Raw genomic sequence first — 18,598 nt, forward strand, 5'->3', positions numbered from 1 at the left:
CGGTCACGGTGACCGTTCGCCGAACGCATGCACAAAGCTCTCATTCCGGACTGGCGGCCGTTGACGTGCAGCTACCGGGTTCAGAAACAGGCACTGACCGGAGCCCCTGATGACCGTCTCCACCCGGACCGCCACGGCACCGCCGCCTCCCGCAGCGCCCGCCGCCGACACGGCGGACCCCGGGCTGGAGGCCCGGCTCGCCGCCCGCCTCGCCGACATGACCGTTCGCCTGGAAGAGGCCGCCGTCGCCCACGAGGTACGCACCGCCCACCTGTCCACCGACCCCCTCGACCTCGCCGAGGTCATCACCGCCCCTTACGCGCCCGTCACCGCCCCGGCCGCCGTACCGCCGGCCACCTACCGCACACCGGTCGCCGTGCTCCTGGAGCGCGCGCAGCACCGGATGGAGACCGGCGGATGGTGCAGGGGCGCGCTCACCAACGCCGACGGCGCGGTCTGCCTCATGGGCGCCATCCGGACCGAGGCCCGCGGCGACGCCGGCCTCGCTGTGAACGCTGAGGAAGTGCTGCTCGACGCGATCCGCCGCGAGTTCGGCGACGACGTCCCGTCCGTGCCCTGGTTCAACGACCGGCAGCGCGACGGCTGCACCCCGCTGCGGATGCTGCGCAGGGCGGCCGGACTCGCCGACGCCCGGATCCTGTAGCGCCGGGCCGGTCAGTCGAGTTCGATGATGAGGCGTCCGTCGTCGTCGACCCACGCCGGGTAGACCAGGCCGCCGACGATCGCACGGTTGACGTACACGATCACGTCCGCATCGACGTCGATGACCAGCACCCCGTCCTCATCGGTGAACGCCTGCCAGACCACGCCGTCATGGTCGATCACCGCATCGAACTCAACTGCCATCCCGGCTACCCCTCATCTGTCGCCGCCTCAGGTTGACGCACCACGCTCCGGTATCGGCCCTACCCGCGGGATTCGGTGCTTTCTCGGATCGCTGCGGCGACATCGAGTAACGCGTACGCGATGGCCGCCAGGCCCTCCCCGATGGCGTCGGTCTGCTTTTCCTCACCCTCCCGGCCAGCCGCTAAATCGGCCCGGCTCTCCGCATAGTCGCCCCACACGCTCTTCTGCGGCATGTTCGCCCTCCCTTACCGCCAGACCCTCCGGCGACCCCTGCACCCTCCCCCGCCACAGCCGTGGGGAATCCCGCCCCTGCATACGCATAAGCGCCAGCGTCACCCTGTGCCCCTGCCAGCCGCTCGGCCTGGTGGGGCGTCGCATGTCCCCGACCGCCAGGAGGACCACGACCGTGCTCATCCCCCGACCACGCCGCCGGATCGGCCGGCCCCGCCCCCAGCGCCCCGGCCCCCGCTACCCGCACCGCCCCATCCGGCTGCCCACCCCCTGGATCCGGTGATGCCCCGCACCAGGAAGCGCCGCCGCCAGGAGGTGGTCCGGTTACTGCGCGGCGCGCAGGGCCTGCCGGAGTACGACCAGGGCGCATGCCCCGACCATCTCCTGACCCGCCGCCAGCTCCGGGACAAGGACCTCAGCAAGGGCCGACAGGCCCCGGTCGGCATCCTGCGGTGCGCCCGCTGCCGCTACACCCCGCAGTGGTCGTGCACCCACCCCTCGCGCGGCTACCTCTACGACGCGCGCCAGGCCGTGGCCAAGAGGGTGCCGACGCTCGCACAGGAATGGGCGCTGGACCGGGCGATGGCTGCCCGGCAGACCTGCCCCGACTGTCGCCGCCGGTACGTCTACTGCCTTCCCTTGAAGACCATCGGGACCTGCTTGGAGTGCCACGACGGCACCCCGGCCGACCCGACCACCTACACCCCGGCCGCCCACCGGCTCGCCGCCTGACCTGAGAGGACATCCGCCCGTGACGACCATCCCCGACACCGGTACCCCGACGTCGTACACCCCAGACCAGGCCCTGGACGACGCGGTCCGTGACACCGACGCGAAGATCAGCCGCACTGACAGCAAAGCCTCGCTGTTGCTGGCGTTCGTCGGCGCCGTCCTCGCCGGACTCGGCTCCCTCGTGGACGACCACCTGCCGTTGCTCACCACAGTGTTCGGTGTGGCTGCCGTCCTCGCCCTGGCCCTGGCCGCCGTCCTGCTGCTCCTGGTCGTGAGGCCCCGCCTCAGCGGCGCCGACCGCGCGTCGTTCCCGTACTGGGCACGCCTGGTGGACGACACGGAGATCCTCGCGAGCATGACCGGCGACACCCGCGCCGCCCGCATCCGCGTCCTGTCCGCCATCGCGGTGCGGAAGTTCACGCTGCTGGCGCACGCGGTCGACCTGATCCTCGGTGCGCTGGTCCTGCTCGCGCTCGCCGCCGCCGGCCTCGCCCTGTAGATCCGCCCCGAGGCAGACGTCACGGCGTCCAAACACATGCGCCTGCCCCGGGGTTCGCCCATCCCGTACAAGACGAGACAGGGAGATCCCAGTATGGCCTCCGCCTTACCCGCGCATGCCTGGATCAGGCAGCGCACCCTCCTACTGACCACCGCCCTCGTGCCGTCGACCGGCTGGAGGCGGGCCGCATGACCATCTACCCCCACGGCACGGAAGACCCCCGCTTCCCCCGGCCCCAGAGCCCGACCCTCACCCGCTGCCAGCGCGAGCCGGAGGCGTTCGACTTCGAGCGCGGCGACTACAGCCGCCGGATGCCGGAGTTGGAGCGGGCCCGCCGCGTGTGCGCCCGCTGCCCGCTGGCTCCCGACTGCCTGCTGTGGGCGCTGGTGAACAAGGACATGACCCCGGTTGGGATCCTCGCGGGCACCACGCCCCGCCAGCGCACGCAGCTGCGGTCCCGGCTGGCAGCACGCCTCGGACCGGACTGGGTCGACGTCCTCGCCGACCAGGAGCAGGCCCGCCGGGACCGGTCGGTCGCAGCGGATCCTGCCGCATGAGCACGGCCGCCCGGACTGCGCCCGCGCCGGACAACAGCGGCAAGCACCAGGCGCGGCCGTTCGAGCCGGGCCTGATCCCCGAGCCCGGCGCCCTCCTGGACTGGCGGGACGGCCGCCACTTCGACGGCTGGCAGAACAAGCCGTGCGTGCTGTGCGACAGGCCCACGCCGATGCGCTCCCACGCGGGCGAGGCCGTGCACAAGACCTGCGCCGAAGCCTGGATCACCGCCAACCCGGTGGAGGCCCGGCTCGGCCGGTTCGCCTCCGACATCAGGCCCAAGTCCTCCAAGAACAAGGGCGACCACGCCTGACCCCTGCTCGATCACTCCGCACGGAGGGCTCACCCATGAGCAGCTCACGCGAACGCACCCTCGCCTACCCCGAACCGCCGGCCTCTCTGTGCTGGCACCGCCAGGCACCGGCGCACCGGCCCCTCACCCCCGAGCAGCAGCGGCGCAACCGCGAGGTCCTGGCGCTCGCCCTGAGCACCAGCCGCCGTCCGCGCACTACCTCGACCACCACCGGAAGGACGTCATGACCACCGCTTCCCGCCCCCGCCCGTACGCGTCCGACTCCCCGCTTGCGGTCCTGCTCGGCATCGCCACCGACACCGTCGGACCGGACGACGACGAGCAGCGCGACGACGCGGAAACCGCCGCCGCCCACCACATCTACTACGCCTACCCGGACACCCTCGCCCAGGTGATTGACGCCGCCGACTGGCACGGCTACCCGGCCGTCACCGTCGACGGCGGCCGCCGTCTCGAACCTGCGGCCGTGGCCTGGCTGGACGGCGGCGCCTGGCTGCACCACACCCTCCGCATCACCGAGCACGACGGCGCCCTCGACGCCCTGACCCTGACCGTGCCCTGCACCTGCGGACGCGGCTACGTCGACATCCTGCTCGACACCGAGGGCGTCCTGGTCGACATCCTCACCGACCTCGCCCCCACCCACGGCCGCTCCCCGCACCTCCCCGACGGCTCCATCGACTGCGGCAGCATCCACGCGGTCCCGACCCTCCGGCAGATCTGCCGCTGACCACTACACGGCCCGTCGGCACACGGCGGGCCGCCCCCGTTCCCACACCCCGACCGAAGGGACCCCATGCACAGCACTAGCGCCAGCTCCCGCCCGCCGATCGTCGTCCTGTGCGGCAGCACCCGCTTCTGGGAGCAGCTCGCCGAGGCCGCCCTGTACGAGACGGCCGCTGGCCGGATCGTCCTCGCCCCCGGCTGCAACCTCCGGGAACCGCACCAGCTGTGGTCGACCCCCGACCGGGCCGACCGCATGAAACACATGCTGGACACCCTGCACCTGCGCAAGATCGACCTCGCCGATGACGTCCTGGTCGTCAACCCCGGCGGCTACATCGGCGACAGCACCCGCCGCGAGATCGCATACGCCCGCAGCCTCGGCAAGCCGATCCGCTACACCCACCCCGCCTGAAATCACGACAACGCCCTGGTCTCGCGACTCAGTCGCGGGACCAGGGCGTTTTTGCGTTCCTAGCGGACCGCAGGTTATTGCCGCGCTCCGGGCCGGTGCTGGCCCTGTGCTGTTGTGCCGCAGAACGCGGTCACGCAGCTTCGCCAGTGACCTGGGGGCGGTCGTCCAGGACGATGGTGGTGACCTGGGCACCGGCAGGCCGGCCGTGGGCGGTGTCGGTGACGGCCAGTTGTGTGCGTCGGTAGATCGCGCAGGCCAGGGCCCAGGTCGCCATGTCCTCCTCGTCTTGGACGCTGGTGTCGCGGACCTTGCGCATGGTGACGAGGACGGCCAGCACCGAGCGCCCAGAGAGGAACGTCTCGATCATTCCGTCGTCGAGGTCGTTGATGCGTTCGGGCAGCCGGAAGTGAGAGTGCTGCGAGGTCTGCTCGATTAGGAACGACCACGTGTCCCGATGGCAGATGACCTTCGCCGAAGCGATACCCGCGGCCTGCAAGACGCTCTGGGTGTGGTGATCGCGATCCTTCCGCCGCTCCTGGTCGCGATGCTCCAGGGTGCTGTCTGCGAGGTCAGCGAGGGATTCTCCGGCGGCGGGTTCGAGCGGAACTGAGGCTGGCGTATCGGGTGCCGACTCTGTGACGGCTTCAGGCGCATCGCTCTGGACCGGCGGCCGGCCGTGTGGTGCATCCTGATCGTGGCCGTTGGCCGGGTCCATGACCTCGTTCACTGCTGTACCCCCCGATCCGTTGCTGCCCGCAGCCTTCAGCGACTGCGGCGTGTGCTGCATCACTTCGAGCGTGGACCCGTTATCCGTCCCGTTCGATGGCGGGGGCGCGCCGACGATGTGTGCGACGGCCTGCGCGAGTTCTCGCCGCAGCGCCTCGACGCCGGTACGGGTGTCTGCCAGGTCGGTGAGCATCCTTTCCTGGCGCCGCCGCAGTTCCCGGTTCTCCTCACGCAGCCCCGCAGTGCCCTGTTGGATGGTTTCCAGCACCTTCCGGCGTAGGTCCTCCTGATCTTTCTGCAACCCCGCGAGCCCGGCAGCGGAGCTATGCGCCGCCTCGCGTATCTCTACAAGTGCCTTCTCGACATCTCGCCGTGCCACACAGCCCCCTCGCCGTTGACCGGTCAACCAGCCCATCCTCCCCACACGAGAATCCGGTAACGCGACGGTTTCCAGCCCTTCGCGAAGCTTGTGGGTAAACAGGGGCCCGGCCTCGGGTATGGCGGGGCCGGGTTCGTTCTGCGTTGGAAGGTGCAGGCCTGCCCGGTGAGTGATCTTCGACGGATTATCACCGGGTGATAATCGATGCCGCCCCGTGGCGCCTGCCACGGACTATCACCCGGTGATAATCCGTCGCCCACTTGTGGGGTGAAACCGCATCAGATCGCGTGAACCGGTCATCACGAAACCCGTGAGAGTCAGTAAGGTGACGTCGTGGCCTCTCCATACCCTGACGGAGACCGGGAAAAGGTGGCGTCCAAGCTTCCCCCGGCACTCCAACGCGAACTGAAGATCCGTTGTGCCGAACTCGGCCTGGACATCCAGGATGCCGTCGAAGCCGGCATCACCTCCTGGCGGGCCAGCACCCGCCCGCTGCCCGAGATCGACACATCGGGCGCCAAGTCGTTCTCACCGTGGCTCCCGCCGGGCCTGTACGACGACCTCAAGACCACCTGCGCGGATCGGTCCGTCTCCTACACGCAGGGGCTCGCGCAGAGCATCCGGCTCTGGCTGGACGAACACCCCTCCCCGGAGAACGCCGCGCAGCCCGCCGACCCGGTGCGGATCATAAACGCCAACCAGAAGGGCGGCGTCGGCAAGACCACGGTGTCCCTCGGGATGGGCGAGGCCTACGCCGAAGACCCCGACGCCGGCCGGGACGCGCTCACCCGGTTCATCGACTCCCTCGCCTACGGCGACCTCAAGCGCATAGGGAAGACCAAAGCCGACGTCGAAGAGCTACTCGCCCGGGTGACGGTCGGCGGGAGGCGGGTCCTGGTCGTCGACTACGACCCCCAAAGCCACCTGTCCGACCAGCTCGGGATCGCACAGATCGAGCCCGGCCGGGAAAGCCTGGTCTCCCACATGATCGGTGAGGCGGAGGGCGATCTCCGCGATCTGATCGTCACCGTGGACGACCCGCGGTTCGGGCGTCGCCTGGACGTGCTGCCCGGTGCCTTCGACGGGTTCGTACTCGACTCCCGCCTCGCTCTCACAGCCGCCCAGTCCCGCGGTTTCCAGAAAGAGGTAGCACTGGAGCGAGCGCTGAGGCCGATCGAGGACGACTACGACGTCATCATCATCGACTGTCCGCCAAGCCTTGGTCTAGCCATGGACGCAGCCCTGTACTACGCGCGCCGGCGCCGCAACGAACGCCCCGGCCGCTCCGGCGTCCTGATCCCCGTCCAGGCCGAAGACAGCTCAGCGACCGCCTACCGCATGCTGGTCGACCAGATCGAGGACCTGCGCAAGGACCTCGGCCTGGACATCGACTACCTCGGCCTGGTGGTCAACCAGTACGACGCACGCCGCGGCTTCGTGGCCACCTCGTCCCTGGACCAGTGGGCGAGCCTGGAGGACCAGCGCGTCCTGGCCGTCCTGGACGACCTGAAGGAACAGCGCGAAGCGGTCCGCGTCAAACAGCCGTTGCTCTCGTACGCACCGCACTCGAAGCAGGCCAACACCATGCGGATGATCGCGATGGAGGCAACCCTGTGAGCAAGGCCGCCCAACTCGGCAGCGGAACCGCGTTCGGCGCGGCTGCCAGCGCCCGCAGCTCCCGGCGCGGTGTCATCGGCCACGCCATCGGTGGTGACGGCGACACCACCTCAGCAGTGGTCACCGACCTTCCGGTCACGCAGATCAGCGACAACCCCGACAACCCGCGCAACCACCTGCGCAACCTGGACGACACCGTGGCATCCGTCCGCGAGGTCGGCGTCATCCTGCCCATCGTCATCGCGACGACCGAGGCCTACCTCCATGACCGGCCCGACCGCACCGACGACCTGGACGACGGCGCGCACTACGTCGTGGTCGACGGCCACCGGCGCCTCGAAGCCGCACGCCGCGTAGGCCTGGCCACCATCCCCGTCCGCGTCGACAACGCCCGCGTCAGCACCGACGAGTCCCTCCTCGAGGCCGCGTTCATCGCGAACTACCACCGCGACGACATGACCGAACTGGAAGAGGCTCACGCCCTCCAGCAACTGGTGACCTACTACGGGAGCCAGACCAAGGCCGCCCGGCGACTGGGCATCCCCCAGAACACCATCTCCAGCAAGCTGTCCCTGCTGAAGCTGTCGCCGGAGCTCCAGAAAGACCTTGTCACCGGCGAGCGGACGGTGAAGCACGTACGCAACCTGGGCAAGCTCTCCCCCGCAGAACAGAAGAAGAAAGCAGACGAGCGCGCCGCCGCCGACCGCCGCAAATCCTCCCATGAGACGACGGAAGCTCCGGTGCCGGCCGACGCAGCAGCCAGCGACGACCCGGAGCCCGGGCAAGTATCACCCGGTGATAATCCCGAAACGGCGCTGCCGGTACAGGTCGACCAGTCACCGGCGAGCCCGACCGCAACGCTCCCCGAACCGCGTGCCGACGACGGCGCATCGACTGGAGGCAACCAGTCCGCAGGACAGCGGCCGACGAAAATGTTCCCGTACGACAACGGGCTGGACGCGGCGTACTTCCTCATCCACAAGATGGAGCCCGACGAGTTCAACAAGATGCTCGACGCGCTCATCAAGCACCGCGACCGGCAGATCGCCGTCTGACGTTCGAGCCGACCAGGGGCCCGCACCGACCGGTGCGGGCCCCCTCGTTGTTGCGTACCGGCAGCGCGCCGCGGGGCGGTGGTGATCGTAGGCTGAGAGTGCTCGGGGCCCCTATGGAGGTCTGCCATGCCCCGCAGCATCTGGTCTGGCGCGATCAGCTTCGGCCTGGTCACGGTGCCGGTCCACGTGGCCAGCGCGACCGAGGACCACTCGGTGCGCTTCCACCAGTACCACCTGGAGGACATGGCCCGGGTGCGGGTGCGGAAGTTCTGCGAGGTCGAGGACCGCGAGGTCCGCCAGGATGAGATCGGCAAGGGCTACGAGCTGACCAAGACCCAGGTCGTCCCGATCACCGATGAGGACCTGCGCAACCTGCCGCTGCCGACGGCGAAGGCGCTGGAGATCCACGGGTTCGTGCCGTGGGAGTCCATCGACGCCCTCCGGATCGGCGAGGGCTACTACCTCCAGCCCGACGGCCCGGTGGCCGCGAAGCCGTACGAACTGCTGCGCCAGGCGTTGCAGCGGTCTGCGCGGGTCGCGGTGACGAAGTTCGCGTGGAGCGGCCGCGAGCGGCTGGGGCTGCTGCGCGTGCGGGATGACGTGATCGTGCTGCACGCGATGCGCTGGCCCGACGAGGTCCGCGACCCGTCGGAGTTGTACCCGCCGGCGGCGGAGGTGTCGGACGCGGAGGTCGATGAGGCGGTGGAGCTGATCGAGCGGATGACCACCGATCGTCTGGAGGGCCCTGACTTCGTGGACCACTACACGGAGGCGCTGGAGAAGGTCATCGAGGCGAAGCGGGAGGACCGCGAGCTGCCGGAGGTGCCGGAGCCGGAGAAGCCGGCGGGCAAGGTGCTCGACTTGATGGCCGCCTTGCAGGAGTCCGTGGACAAGGCGAAGACCTCACGCGGCGAGGCCACCGGCACCGACGCGCAGGTCCACGAGATGCCCACGAAAAAGACCATGGCCAAGACCAGGACCCCCGCGAAGAAGTCGGCCGCGAAGAAGACCACGACGGCGAAGAAGACAGCCGCGAAGAAGACGACGGCCAAGAAAACGGCCGCCCGCAAGCCCCGCCGCAGCGCGTAGCCACGGGCGGTGATCAGGGGCGCGTGCTGATGTGACGCACGGCTGTACCCCATCGGTCCATCATCGGTGCCATGCACCACTGGCACAGCGGGCAGCCGCCGCTGCCGTACCGGTGCGTCCTGCGCTGGCATCCGGCACACGATCCGATCCGGTCGCCGGGGCAGATCAGTGCGGACGGGTCGGGTTCCGAGATCGGCGGCGGGGGCGTGGTCATGGCGGCGTCCTGTTCCGGGTGGCGCCTTTCGGCCACCCCACCCGCAGAATACCGGCCGCTCTGGCACGGTTGTTCGAACTGCGCCGGGGTGAGGTCGGGGCACCGCCGGTGAGTGGTCATGGCGGCGATCCGTTCGGTCTGTCCGGAAGTGGGTTCGGGGTCTCTGGCGCGGCGTGCTGGTCGGGTGCCGTGCCTGGCGGCTGTCCGGTAGGGAAGAAGTGTTCTCGGGCGGTAGCGGAGTCCAGGTCCTTGAAGGCGAGCTTGCGCAGCATGCGGTCGGTCTTGCGCTGCATGCGGTCGTTCTGGGACTGGCTCCAGGCCGGGAGGAACTCGGCGCTTGCCCGGATCAGGTCCGGCAGGATCTTGACCGTGTAGGCCAGTACGGCGGCGAGCGAGGTCGCGTGGTAGAGACGGGACAGTTCGGTCTGGATCTCGCTGAAGGTGGGCACGGCGGACTCCGGGTTCGGGACGGGCACTTTCACCCCTTGGTGCGCTGGGGTGGGGCAGGACAGTGACAGGGCGCGGCACTTGTGTCGCGTGGTGGCGAGCAAACCGAGTTACCGACGGCTGAGCGGGGCGGGCAGCACCATGACGGAGGCGGCCCCAAGCCGCGCAACCCCTGTTGCTGCAGCGGCGCTTTCGGCGTGTGGGCGCACTCGATGCCAAGCACTGCCCGCCCGGCGGTGCTTGGCCCCCGCAAGGGTTATGTCGTAGGTGACGCGCCCTGGCTGGCTGGTTTGGTCGGGGTGGGGGTACGAGTGAGGCCCGGACCGTGTGGGCCGGGCCTTGGTCGGGTTGGTGGTCGGGTCAGTGTTGGAGGTCGAGCAGGAGCGGCAGGGCGCGTTCCCCGGTGGCGTCGGTGAGGGAGATCCCGGTGTGTCCGGCGGGGACGTGTGGGCGAGTTCGGAGGCGGCCCAGTGTTCGGGGCGTCTGTACGTTCTGTCGGTCCGGCTGCGCTGGCACCCGTACTGGTTGCGGGCAGCTGCGGAGCCGGCCGCGCGGGCGGAGCTCCGCCGTCAGGGCCGGTCCCTGGATCGTGCCCGTTGAGGCCGCGCCCGTCCGGGCGCAACATCTCTTGCGACTACTCCTGCGACATCTTGCTCAACAACTCCTGCGACATCTCTTGCGCGAGCCCGGATGATCTGTCCGGATTGGTGCAGGTCACCATGCGTTTTCGGGCGTGGTCGGGGGTCTGACATCCCCCACAGAGCACCCCGCGAACCGCCATGGCAGGGAAAAAGGGAAAGGGCCGGGAAGAGACGGGGCGCGGGGAGCGCTGCGGGGGACCGGGCGGCCGGGTGGTGTGCTCGCGCGACGGCGGGGCCGCGCGCGCCGGGCCGGTGACCGGCCCGGTCCCGCCGACGGCGTGCCGTCGTTGCGCCACGGGATGCGGTAGACGTTGCGGCAGAGGTTGCGCTGGGGGGGTTGCGGTAGAGGTTGCGCTGCTTTGGGAGAGGGGTCCGTGTCCGTGCAGCTCAGGTGCCTGTTCGGGCGTGGTCGGGTTGCGGACATCCCCTCTACGCCTACTCCCCCGCCCCGAACCTTGTTGGAAGTGGTGGGTGGTTGGGTGGGGCCGGGTCGGGCGGCGGCCGAGGGGATGCCGCGCGGGGTGTTCGCGTTGCGCGCGACGGCAGGGGCCGCGCGCGCCGCCGGGCAGACAAGCTGCCCGCTGCTCCACCGGCGAGTGATCTTGCGAGTGTGGCCGTGACTGACCGGCCCCGGTCGGGGGTTGATCGCGTGTGTACCCGATCCGACGTCTGCTGACCACGGCGGCCGCCGTCGCCGTCGTCCTCGTGACCGTCCTGTCCGCCGCTCCGCCCGTCCCCGCCTCACCCATGCGCGCGGCGGGGCCGTGCGCGTCGATGTGGACGGCCGTCCAGCGGGTGGCGGTGCGCAGGCCCGCGTGGAACGAGGGGCCCGTGGCGACGACGCGTTCGCCGATCGTGCGCTACCTGCGCAAGGGGGAGCGGGTGACGTCGTGCGTGGTCGCGGTCGGCCGGGGCGGCTGGTCGCAGTACCGCGAGTGCGGCGGCGGCAGCCTGTGGCGGATCGTGGCCGGAGGCCAGGTGCCGGCCGGATGCCTGAAACGCCGCGCATGACCCCGAAGACGCGCCTGGTGTACCGGGACCGGGACCAGGCGCTCGCGTTCACCCTCGCCGCCCTGCTCCTGACCGGCACCGCCCTGCTCATGTCCTGCTGGGTCGGCCCCCTCGCCGCGTTCGCCGGGCGGTCCTGGTCGTCGCCGCCTACGCCGCACCCGGCATCGCCCGCCGCCTGGCGATCCGCCGAGCGGTCCGCGAGCTGCTGCGCAGCCTGCCCGGCGCCTGACGCAGTCAGGCGATGTCGATGCCCAGCTCGGTGTCCGGTCGGCAGGTGCTGCAGGCGGTGAAGCCACGGGGGTCGTTGACGAGCGCCTGGCGGGCGAGGTCGGCATCGATGGGTTTGCTGCTCGTGAAGCCTTTGGTGCAGCTGCTGGTGTGGATGGGCGCGGCCTGCCGGGCGCTCGCGGGGCGTTCGACGATGTAGCGGGTCGGCGTGCGGCCGGCAGGCTCGCGGCGGTCGGCCAGGGCCGGGGGCCGCTTGGGTGCGGAGATTGCGGGGCGCGGGATCGCGGTGCGTTCGGCGCGGGAGAGCGCGGCCATGACTGCACTGCGCTGGAGGCGCAGGTAGATAGCGATGGTGTCGGTGTCGGCGAGCTGCTTGTCGAGGTGAGTCAGGATCGCGCGCAGGCGCGGGGGATCCGACGGCAACTCGTTCATGCGTTCGATTCTAGACTTGTTCGACCCGACCGCGTCAGGCCAGCGCTCCCACTGTCCTTTGGCAGGTGATCTTGACCTTTTGTCGGGTGAGTTTGGCCTTTGCTGGGTCCTGTCACTCGATCTGGCTCAGCGGCCGGTGTGTGGGTGAGGGGCGGCGGGATCAGTGCTTGCGGAATGGTTCCCAGGGGTCGGGGAGGGGGGCGTTGGGATCCTCGCCTTCGGTGGACAGGCCGACGTAGGCGCGTAGGGCGGGGCGGGTGCCGGGGAGGCCGTACTGGGTGAACCGTTCGTGGAGGTCGGAGCCGAACGGCACGGGCTGGAAGTCCGCGGCGGTCAGCAGCTCGGCCAGGACCCTCAGCAATTCCCGCCGCCCAGGGGAGAGATCGGCGAACACCGGTACGGTGTCCGCCGGGTCGAACAGGGCTTCCAGCAGGTTCTCGGTGCGGACCGCCAGCGGGCGGGGCACGACTCCGGTCTTCTCGATACGAGGCAGGGCGCGGACGATTTCCAGGAGGATCCCGTCCGGTTTCTCGGCGGCGCCCATCAGGTGCAGCAGGCTGCGGACGGTGTAGCTGTGCAGGTCGCCGCCGTGGTGGGCGCTGACGGACTCGGGGGCCGGCCCGGCGCCGAAGGCCGCCAGCTCGGCGGCGATGCGCTCCGCCGGCGGCAGGCCGGGCGCGGCGGCCGGGTGGGCGACCAGCAAGCGGGTCAGGGCGGTGGCGGCGGCCCAGCGCGGCAAGGGGTGCTCGTGGTTGAGGTGGCGCCGGAGTCGGCTGCCCGGATCGTGGTCGGCGATGAGCCCGACCGAAACGAGGACCGTGGCGACGCAGACTGGGTTCCGCGCGACGTCGAGGCAGGCCAGCAACGGGAGCAGGGTGGCGTCGGCCTCCTCGGGGAACCAGCCGAGGAGGTACGCGGTCTTGGTGCGGATCTCCGGGTCTCGGTCGTCGAGCAGTTCGAGCAGGACGGGAAGCTGGGCGCGGACCGCGTCATAGGAGCGCAATGCGCCCTCGCGAGCGTCGACGGGGTGCCCCGCCGCACAGTACGCCCGTCCCTCGCGCAAGTTCTTCAACCGTTCCTCGTCGGTCTCGGCAGCGATCTGCTCGTCGTACCAGCGCAAATTTTCTTCGGGGCTGATGGCTGCGGCGCGCCACGCGGCGGTGTCGATACCGAGCGGGAGGTCGTACTCGTCGTGCCAATCAATGGCCAGACGGGTCAGAAGTAGCAGTGCGTCTGCCCGAGCGCCGGCTGGGCCCGCGACAGCGATCCGGGCGAGGAACGGCACGGCGTACGGAGAGGCCGAGTACCGGGTGCCCTGGTGGAAGATGTTGCCGAACAGGCTGCGGAAGGCGCCCTTCCGGGCCTCCTCGTCCGGCCCGCACACCGTCCGGAGCTGTCCGGGCACGTCCTCGGCGCTGCCGTAGGCGTGCCCCAGAGCTGCCCAGTCGATGTCGTCCAGCCTTGCCAGGAGATCGTCGGATCGTTTCATGATTCGTATGCTCGCAGGGACCGCTGACACCGCCGCCAGACGAGCTCTCCTTGAGCCCAGCGGTCAAACTCCCCCGTCAATCGGTCAAGATCGCCAGTCAAAGAACACCCACCACCGCGGCCGACACCGTGAGTACCGCGACCAGCAGCATGACCACACGCAGCCAGCCCACCCGGTCGCCGAGAGCGGGACCCCCACCAACCAGCCCTTGCCGCTCGCCCACCGTTGCGCCGAACATCTCGCGGCACCCGGCGCAGTCCCCGCCGGCCCCAGCCGACCAGTAGGCACCAGTCAAGTGGGCGAACACCATCTCGTCCCGGTCTTCCCTCTCCGCGCTCACGCCAGGACAACGACACAACCGCAACTGCGCTACCGCCGTGCGGCGGACAGGCGGCGCAGCAGCCCGGCGCGGGAATGGCGAAGGGCCGCCGAGAGGCCACGTCAGCGGTGCGAAGACCAACCCCACGGCGCGGTCACGCCGGTGGCTTCACCCGTTCGGACTGCAGCGGCTGTTACGCACTTCTGCGGACCGGGCCTCCGGCTTCCGGTGGCGCTGCCTGGCGGGATCGGCCATCGTGCCGCCGCTGGCGCGGCATCCGTGAGTGACAATCCGTCAATTAGTCATGTTCATCGCATACATGCGCCTTGCAGATGAGAGTCACTGAAATATCCGTGATTCGTCACATGCTTCGTTTTCCACACTGATTGGGTTCGTGGTCGGGCAGGGTGTGGGTGTGCGGCCGACCGGGCCGCCACCCGCACAACCCACCCCACTGGCCTGCGACTTCATATCGCTGGCGCAGGGTGTGGCTCCGAGAAGGGGGATCCCGTGTCCGTTTCTGTGACCGCCCGTCGTATGACCGCTGCCGCTGCTGTCGCCACCGCTGCTGTCGGCGCGCTCGCCCTGCCGGCCGCGGCCGCGGGCCAGCCCGCCGCCCGCCCGCACGACCGGGCCGTGGTGATCAGCGACGTGCAGTACGACTCCCCGGGCCGCGACGACCGCTCCAACTGGTCGCTCAACAAGGAATGGGTGGACGTCACGAACACGTCCCGCCGGGCGGTGAACCTGGACGGCTGGACCCTTTCGGATGAGGCCGGCCACACCTACACCTTCCGCCATTTCCGCCTGGACGGCCGCTCCACGGTCCGGGTCCACACCGGTGAGGGCCGCGACCGCAGGGCGGACGTGTACCAGGACCGGCGCAACTACGTGTGGAACAACGACCGGGACACCGCGACCCTGCGCAACGACCACGGCCGCTTCATCGACGAGGCGTCCTGGGGCGACCGCCGCGGCGGCGGCCACCGCCACTGACCGCAGAGCCGGTGCCGGCCGCCCCTGGCCGGCACCCCTGGCAGCCGGCGGTGCGCGCCTGTCCTCGGCGTCCCGCCGGCCGCCGCGTCCCGCCGTCGTCCCCCGTCTGGCCCGTCACCCGTTGTGCGCCGTGGTGACGGGCCAGACGCATGCCTGCTAGTGGGCGAGGGTGACGGTGATGGGCCGGTCCGGGCAGGCGGCAAGCTGCTCGGTGAGCGAGGCCTGCTCGGCGGGGTCGACGCTCAGCTGGTAGCGGGTCTTGTCGGCGATCCAGTCGGTGACGTAGTCACACCAGTAGGGGGTGTACGGCGGGAGCCAGTCGGTCGGGTCCTTGTCGGCCTTGGACCGGTTGGAGGCCGCGGAGACCGCGATGAGCGCGCGGGGGTCGTCCAGCCTGCTAGTGGCTGCTGGGCGGTTGCGTCGTCTGTGCCGGTTGCCGCCGCTTCCGCCCAGTACGTGCTGGACGGAAGCGGTGCGGTCCCCTCCGGGTAATTCTTGAGCACAAGGGGTCCGCGTGGCCTTCCAGACAGGAAGGTGCGGCACCTGGAAGGCGCCCGTTCTCCATGGTGCGCAATCCATCGAGTGTCGCAATAAGAAGTACGGTTCCGCCATCAAAAAGGTTCATTCCGCCATGATTTGCTGGATCCCGTGGTCGGTATGGAGTACCAGCCGTAGTTCTAGGCGTAGTCCGTCGGTGGTCTTCTGTGACCATCAGGGCCCTTGAGTTGGCGAAGTGCCTTTGTTCCGCATTTTCCTGATCTCGTTGAGGGCGTACGCCCGGCGCAAGCATGCTGTGGTCCTGCTTCTCCGAGGCGCGTGAGCACCGCCTCGGAGAAGTCCTTTCAGACGCTTGCCTCCTAGGGAAGGTGACATGACAAGCACGCTGGTGACGGCTGTCGTCTTGATGACGGTGGTCTTCACACGGGGCACGGGCGGGTCCGTGCCGGGACAGCTCACGGCGGTGGCCGTGCTTCAGTTCCCACCGCTGAGGCTTCGTGTCCGCCAGACCGCGTTCGCGCGTCGTGGCACGGTGGCCCGGCGAGGCGCGTCGGCGGGATCGTGTGCGGCACGGGCCACGAGTGGGGAGCCGTCGCGGTGACGCCGCTCGTTCCTCAGCAGCCTGCGGGGGAACCTCCGCATCGCCGCGGCCGGCCTCCGGAGCCGATCTGCGAGAGCGCTGGCCTGATGCACCGAACCTGGCTGGGACCGGTACGCAGCCGGTTCGCCGCGAGCGGGCTGACCCTGGACGACCTCGTGGGCCGTTCCGGGTACTCCAAGACCCGCCTGTCCGAGCTGTTACGCGGCAAGGGCTACTACCCAGGCTGGGAGATGACCTACAGCGTGGTGCGGGTACTGAATCTTCCCGTGGCTCCGCTGCGTCGGCTGTGGCAGATGGCCGCAGCGGAAGCCGAGAAAGACGCCACGTGGATCAAGAACCGCATCCTTGACGTTCAGTCCGGTGACCCAGACGACCAGCCGATCGCACACGTTGGCCTGGCCCAGGCCATGCGCCAGCCCTACACCGCCTACGCCCAGTCCTTCCTCCAGGCCGGCCCGCGCGCCATGCAGGCGGTGACCGAGACCTTCGACATCCTCTGGGTCACCTGGGACGAAGCGACCGCCAGCCCCCACACGCCCCGCTACGCCTGGGAGCTGCTGCGCTCCCGCGTCCTGGCCCGCGCGGCCCGTCGTCCCGGCGGATACCCGGATCTCCGCGCGGCTGCGTTTTGCACCACGGCTCCGTACGAGGCACCCGACCTGGTGGAACAACTGGCTCAGGTCGACGTCTTCGCCAGGTTCTTCGACGCGATCGCTCGCCTGCCTGCAGACCAGCGGGACATCACCGTCCTGCGTTACCTGTGTGGCATCGACGCCGATGACGTCCCTGGCATCGTCGGCCTGTCCCCGGCCGTCACCCACACCCTGGACCATCACGCCCGATGGGCCCTGAAGGAACTCTTCCCCGATACCGAACCCCAGGAGTGATTCCCCCGCCATGAGCACTGTCGACGACCTCCTCGCCCGGTCGCTGCTGCACCACCCCCACGTCCCCTCCGACGTCGTCCCTTACAACGACCACGCTGAGGACGATCTCCTGCCCTGGGCCGGCTACTGGCCGGATGAGGCGGACGACAGTGCTGCCGCCCGACTTGCCGCGCTGTGCGAGGCGGTCGTCACCCACTCCACCTCCGAGAAACTCGCCGACTTCCTCACCGACCAGGTCCCCGAACCCCGCACCGCCCGGATCCTGGGCTGCGCCCTGCGAGTTGCCGGCGCCGACATCGGCGCTCGCTTCTGGTGGCAGTACGCCGCCGGCGCCGACGACACCGTCTCCGCCTACTGCCTCTACCTCCACCACCTCGCCCAAGGCGATACTCACGCCGCCGCCCTGTGGCACGGCCAAGCCGGCGACTACGCACCACCCGAGGACTCCACCGACCCCTGCCAAGACGCCCCCGCCTACCGGATGATGACGGCCGACACCAGCCTGGTGACCGTCCTGCGCATCCTCAGCCACCTCACTCATGCCACACCCCGCCCCCACACCCCCACCACCCGGGCGCTCATCCAGTTTGTTGCCCGCGCCGTCAGCACCGGATACGTCCTCCACCCTGACTGCGAGATCCCGGTACCCGGCACACGCTTCGCCGAGCGACTTGGGAACGCCGTCGCAGCAGCTTCCAGCAGCACTGACTGCACGTGGCCCACGGGCGAAGCCGAGCCTGCCGAAGAATTGCCAAACCGGCTGCCCTCGAATCCCGGCACCAGAGGCCTGCCCGCCCCGCCGCCTGCAAAGGCCCCGGAACACCTGGACGTCGAAGTCACTGCCGCCAGCCACGAAGCCGCACTGGCCGACGGATTCTTCGAGAAGGCCGCCGCCGTTTGCTGGAAAACAGCCACCGCAGCCGATACCCCCGACACCCGGAGCAACCGCCGGTCATACCGGCTGCGCCGCTTCGTCCAGACGTACGCACCCGCCCCGTCGGGATTCAACAGCATCAGAGCGGCTGCACCGTCCGTCGCTGCCTCCGCGTGTCTCCACCGCCTGTAGCCGGTCCGACAAGCGAAAGGCAGATCCGAACAGGATCAAGGAGGGGAGCCCGTTTCGGTTCCGAGGCCACCGGCCGGGCGGGCTCCCCGCCACGACGACATCCGAAAGGAGCGCTTGCCATGCACCTCAGCCATCGCCCGCCTCTGCCGGGCAAAGACCCCCACCCGCTTGCCCCGATACAGCTGGCCTGCATCGTGCCCGCTGACCTGGCCGAGCTCTTATGCGGCGCCAGTTACGAGATCTTGGCTATCGGCATCAGCCTGATCGTCACGACTTGCGACGGCCCCTGCTGTAATGCGCCCGGGTCCGCCCCACCAACGAGCACCCCGACCGAGCCAGCCTGGTTGAGCAGCCACATGGAAGCGGCGCGCCAGGCCGCCAGGCCTTGCGGCAGCGATTTCACGCGGCTCCGACACTCCTAGACCGACGGCCACGAACAAGAAGGCGGCCCACACCCCCCGTTCGCCCCGCTAAGCTTGGCGTTTAACCTCGCTGCTGTTTCAAGCGGACATGTTCGGTGAGGGTTTCGGCTCGTTTCACGGTCTTCCCGGGTTCGTGGTGCGGGGCT

At 69.7% G+C, this 18,598-nt stretch carries 24 protein-coding genes; 15 read left to right on the forward strand and 9 right to left on the reverse strand.

Translation table 11 applies throughout. From position 1 onward, the window contains the following. Positions 1-109 precede the first annotated feature (109 nt). On the forward strand, positions 110-664 hold the full coding sequence (locus tag ACZ7OO_RS43125; protein ID WP_471512859.1) for a DUF6197 family protein: 555 nt from the start codon (positions 110-112) through the stop codon (positions 662-664). A gap of 11 nt (positions 665-675) precedes the next feature. Here ACZ7OO_RS43125 and ACZ7OO_RS43130 read toward each other — a convergent pair whose 3' ends face one another. Both ACZ7OO_RS43130 and ACZ7OO_RS43135 read right to left on the reverse strand, forming a co-directional pair. Beyond that, positions 676-867 carry a hypothetical protein gene (locus ACZ7OO_RS43130; protein ID WP_471512860.1) on the reverse strand — a complete coding sequence of 64 codons (192 nt, stop codon included), beginning with the start codon at positions 865-867 and terminating at the stop codon, positions 676-678. A gap of 59 nt (positions 868-926) precedes the next feature. Beyond that, positions 927-1,100 carry a hypothetical protein gene (locus ACZ7OO_RS43135; RefSeq protein WP_471512861.1) on the reverse strand — a complete coding sequence of 58 codons (174 nt, stop codon included), beginning with the start codon at positions 1,098-1,100 and terminating at the stop codon, positions 927-929. A 280-nt stretch (positions 1,101-1,380) separates the two neighbouring features. Here ACZ7OO_RS43135 and ACZ7OO_RS43140 point away from each other — a divergent pair, with 280 nt between their 5' ends. The 7 genes from ACZ7OO_RS43140 to ACZ7OO_RS43170 all read left to right on the forward strand — a co-directional run bounded on the left by ACZ7OO_RS43140 (position 1,381) and on the right by ACZ7OO_RS43170 (position 4,335). After that, positions 1,381-1,830: an RRQRL motif-containing zinc-binding protein gene (locus ACZ7OO_RS43140; protein ID WP_471512862.1), complete on the forward strand. Its 450-nt coding sequence runs from the start codon at positions 1,381-1,383 to the stop codon at positions 1,828-1,830. Positions 1,831-1,849: 19 nt separating this feature from the next. Further along, entirely contained in the window at positions 1,850-2,329 is a 480-nt protein-coding gene (locus tag ACZ7OO_RS43145; RefSeq protein ID WP_471512863.1) for a Pycsar system effector family protein, read from the forward strand. A 188-nt stretch (positions 2,330-2,517) separates the two neighbouring features. Beyond that, a complete protein-coding gene (locus tag ACZ7OO_RS43150) occupies positions 2,518-2,886 on the forward strand; it encodes a WhiB family transcriptional regulator (RefSeq protein WP_471512864.1) in 369 nt (122 codons plus the stop codon). After that, entirely contained in the window at positions 2,883-3,197 is a 315-nt protein-coding gene (locus ACZ7OO_RS43155; RefSeq protein WP_471512865.1) for a hypothetical protein, read from the forward strand. Before ACZ7OO_RS43150 ends, ACZ7OO_RS43155 begins: the two co-directional genes overlap by 4 nt. A 35-nt stretch (positions 3,198-3,232) precedes the next feature. Then, entirely contained in the window at positions 3,233-3,424 is a 192-nt protein-coding gene (locus ACZ7OO_RS43160) for a hypothetical protein (protein ID WP_471512866.1), read from the forward strand. After that, the gene (locus tag ACZ7OO_RS43165; RefSeq protein ID WP_471512867.1) at positions 3,421-3,927 is read left to right on the forward strand and encodes a hypothetical protein; all 507 of its coding nucleotides are present in this window, start codon (positions 3,421-3,423) and stop codon (positions 3,925-3,927) included. Before ACZ7OO_RS43160 ends, ACZ7OO_RS43165 begins: the two co-directional genes overlap by 4 nt. 66 nt (positions 3,928-3,993) lie before the next feature. Continuing rightward, positions 3,994-4,335, forward strand: a complete 342-nt coding sequence (locus tag ACZ7OO_RS43170) for a hypothetical protein (RefSeq protein ID WP_471512868.1) — start codon at positions 3,994-3,996, stop codon at positions 4,333-4,335. Between the two features lie 130 nt (positions 4,336-4,465). On the opposite strand, the gene ACZ7OO_RS43175 is transcribed toward ACZ7OO_RS43170, so the two are convergent. Continuing rightward, on the reverse strand, positions 4,466-5,440 hold the full coding sequence (locus ACZ7OO_RS43175; RefSeq protein ID WP_471512869.1) for a hypothetical protein: 975 nt from the start codon (positions 5,438-5,440) through the stop codon (positions 4,466-4,468). 333 nt (positions 5,441-5,773) lie between these two features. Between ACZ7OO_RS43175 and ACZ7OO_RS43180 the strand changes: the two genes are divergently transcribed. The 3 genes from ACZ7OO_RS43180 (at position 5,774) to ku (ending at position 9,201) form a co-directional block, all read left to right on the forward strand. Next, positions 5,774-7,057: a ParA family protein gene (locus tag ACZ7OO_RS43180; protein ID WP_471512870.1), complete on the forward strand. Its 1,284-nt coding sequence runs from the start codon at positions 5,774-5,776 to the stop codon at positions 7,055-7,057. Then, on the forward strand, positions 7,054-8,112 hold the full coding sequence (locus tag ACZ7OO_RS43185) for a ParB/RepB/Spo0J family partition protein (protein ID WP_471512871.1): 1,059 nt from the start codon (positions 7,054-7,056) through the stop codon (positions 8,110-8,112). The genes ACZ7OO_RS43180 and ACZ7OO_RS43185 overlap by 4 nt, the downstream gene beginning before the upstream one ends. Before the next feature lie 126 nt (positions 8,113-8,238). Continuing rightward, positions 8,239-9,201, forward strand: coding sequence for a non-homologous end joining protein Ku (gene ku / locus ACZ7OO_RS43190; RefSeq protein WP_471512872.1), 963 nt, complete (start codon positions 8,239-8,241; stop codon positions 9,199-9,201). Between the two features lie 330 nt (positions 9,202-9,531). Here ku and ACZ7OO_RS43195 read toward each other — a convergent pair whose 3' ends face one another. After that, the gene (locus tag ACZ7OO_RS43195; RefSeq protein ID WP_471512873.1) at positions 9,532-9,891 is read right to left on the reverse strand and encodes a hypothetical protein; all 360 of its coding nucleotides are present in this window, start codon (positions 9,889-9,891) and stop codon (positions 9,532-9,534) included. Positions 9,892-11,154: 1,263 nt separating this feature from the next. On the opposite strand from ACZ7OO_RS43195, the gene ACZ7OO_RS43200 reads away from it, so the two are divergent. After that, the gene (locus ACZ7OO_RS43200; RefSeq protein WP_471512874.1) at positions 11,155-11,514 is read left to right on the forward strand and encodes a hypothetical protein; all 360 of its coding nucleotides are present in this window, start codon (positions 11,155-11,157) and stop codon (positions 11,512-11,514) included. Between the two features lie 234 nt (positions 11,515-11,748). Here ACZ7OO_RS43200 and ACZ7OO_RS43205 read toward each other — a convergent pair whose 3' ends face one another. From ACZ7OO_RS43205 to ACZ7OO_RS43215, 3 genes are all read right to left on the reverse strand, one after another. Further along, on the reverse strand, positions 11,749-12,174 hold the full coding sequence (locus ACZ7OO_RS43205; RefSeq protein WP_471512875.1) for a DUF6233 domain-containing protein: 426 nt from the start codon (positions 12,172-12,174) through the stop codon (positions 11,749-11,751). 160 nt (positions 12,175-12,334) lie between these two features. After that, entirely contained in the window at positions 12,335-13,663 is a 1,329-nt protein-coding gene (locus ACZ7OO_RS43210) for a HEAT repeat domain-containing protein (RefSeq protein ID WP_471512876.1), read from the reverse strand. Positions 13,664-13,760: 97 nt separating this feature from the next. After that, the gene (locus tag ACZ7OO_RS43215; RefSeq protein ID WP_471512877.1) at positions 13,761-14,003 is read right to left on the reverse strand and encodes a hypothetical protein; all 243 of its coding nucleotides are present in this window, start codon (positions 14,001-14,003) and stop codon (positions 13,761-13,763) included. A gap of 516 nt (positions 14,004-14,519) precedes the next feature. Between ACZ7OO_RS43215 and ACZ7OO_RS43220 the strand changes: the two genes are divergently transcribed. Next, positions 14,520-14,978: a lamin tail domain-containing protein gene (locus tag ACZ7OO_RS43220; RefSeq protein ID WP_471512882.1), complete on the forward strand. Its 459-nt coding sequence runs from the start codon at positions 14,520-14,522 to the stop codon at positions 14,976-14,978. A 156-nt stretch (positions 14,979-15,134) separates the two neighbouring features. On the opposite strand, the gene ACZ7OO_RS43225 is transcribed toward ACZ7OO_RS43220, so the two are convergent. Next, a complete protein-coding gene (locus ACZ7OO_RS43225; RefSeq protein WP_471512878.1) occupies positions 15,135-15,521 on the reverse strand; it encodes a hypothetical protein in 387 nt (128 codons plus the stop codon). Positions 15,522-16,163: 642 nt separating this feature from the next. Between ACZ7OO_RS43225 and ACZ7OO_RS43230 the strand changes: the two genes are divergently transcribed. Continuing rightward, complete coding sequence (locus ACZ7OO_RS43230; protein WP_471512879.1) at positions 16,164-16,964, forward strand: XRE family transcriptional regulator; 801 nt, start codon at positions 16,164-16,166, stop codon at positions 16,962-16,964. A gap of 10 nt (positions 16,965-16,974) precedes the next feature. Continuing rightward, the gene (locus tag ACZ7OO_RS43235; RefSeq protein WP_471512880.1) at positions 16,975-18,030 is read left to right on the forward strand and encodes a hypothetical protein; all 1,056 of its coding nucleotides are present in this window, start codon (positions 16,975-16,977) and stop codon (positions 18,028-18,030) included. Positions 18,031-18,262: 232 nt separating this feature from the next. Here the strand turns inward: ACZ7OO_RS43235 and ACZ7OO_RS43240 are convergent, their stop codons facing one another. Continuing rightward, positions 18,263-18,433, reverse strand: a complete 171-nt coding sequence (locus ACZ7OO_RS43240) for a hypothetical protein (protein ID WP_471512881.1) — start codon at positions 18,431-18,433, stop codon at positions 18,263-18,265. Positions 18,434-18,598: the final 165 nt, after the last annotated feature.

The organism is Streptomyces sp. NPDC111744, from assembly GCF_055634995.1.

Bases quoted from the DNA above. Each gene is read 5' to 3' on its own strand.
- ACZ7OO_RS43125 (WP_471512859.1), top strand. From the start codon at position 110: ATGACCGTCTCCACCCGGACCGCCACGGCACCGCCGCCTCCCGCAGCG.
- ACZ7OO_RS43130 (WP_471512860.1), bottom strand. From the start codon at position 867: ATGGCAGTTGAGTTCGATGCGGTGATCGACCATGACGGCGTGGTCTGG.
- ACZ7OO_RS43135 (WP_471512861.1), bottom strand. From the start codon at position 1,100: ATGCCGCAGAAGAGCGTGTGGGGCGACTATGCGGAGAGCCGGGCCGAT.
- ACZ7OO_RS43140 (WP_471512862.1), top strand. From the start codon at position 1,381: ATGCCCCGCACCAGGAAGCGCCGCCGCCAGGAGGTGGTCCGGTTACTG.
- ACZ7OO_RS43150 (WP_471512864.1), top strand. From the start codon at position 2,518: ATGACCATCTACCCCCACGGCACGGAAGACCCCCGCTTCCCCCGGCCC.
- ACZ7OO_RS43155 (WP_471512865.1), top strand. From the start codon at position 2,883: ATGAGCACGGCCGCCCGGACTGCGCCCGCGCCGGACAACAGCGGCAAG.
- ACZ7OO_RS43160 (WP_471512866.1), top strand. From the start codon at position 3,233: ATGAGCAGCTCACGCGAACGCACCCTCGCCTACCCCGAACCGCCGGCC.
- ACZ7OO_RS43165 (WP_471512867.1), top strand. From the start codon at position 3,421: ATGACCACCGCTTCCCGCCCCCGCCCGTACGCGTCCGACTCCCCGCTT.
- ACZ7OO_RS43170 (WP_471512868.1), top strand. From the start codon at position 3,994: ATGCACAGCACTAGCGCCAGCTCCCGCCCGCCGATCGTCGTCCTGTGC.
- ku (WP_471512872.1), top strand. From the start codon at position 8,239: ATGCCCCGCAGCATCTGGTCTGGCGCGATCAGCTTCGGCCTGGTCACG.
- ACZ7OO_RS43205 (WP_471512875.1), bottom strand. From the start codon at position 12,174: ATGAACGAGTTGCCGTCGGATCCCCCGCGCCTGCGCGCGATCCTGACT.
- ACZ7OO_RS43210 (WP_471512876.1), bottom strand. From the start codon at position 13,663: ATGAAACGATCCGACGATCTCCTGGCAAGGCTGGACGACATCGACTGG.
- ACZ7OO_RS43220 (WP_471512882.1), top strand. From the start codon at position 14,520: ATGACCGCTGCCGCTGCTGTCGCCACCGCTGCTGTCGGCGCGCTCGCC.
- ACZ7OO_RS43230 (WP_471512879.1), top strand. From the start codon at position 16,164: ATGCACCGAACCTGGCTGGGACCGGTACGCAGCCGGTTCGCCGCGAGC.
- ACZ7OO_RS43235 (WP_471512880.1), top strand. From the start codon at position 16,975: ATGAGCACTGTCGACGACCTCCTCGCCCGGTCGCTGCTGCACCACCCC.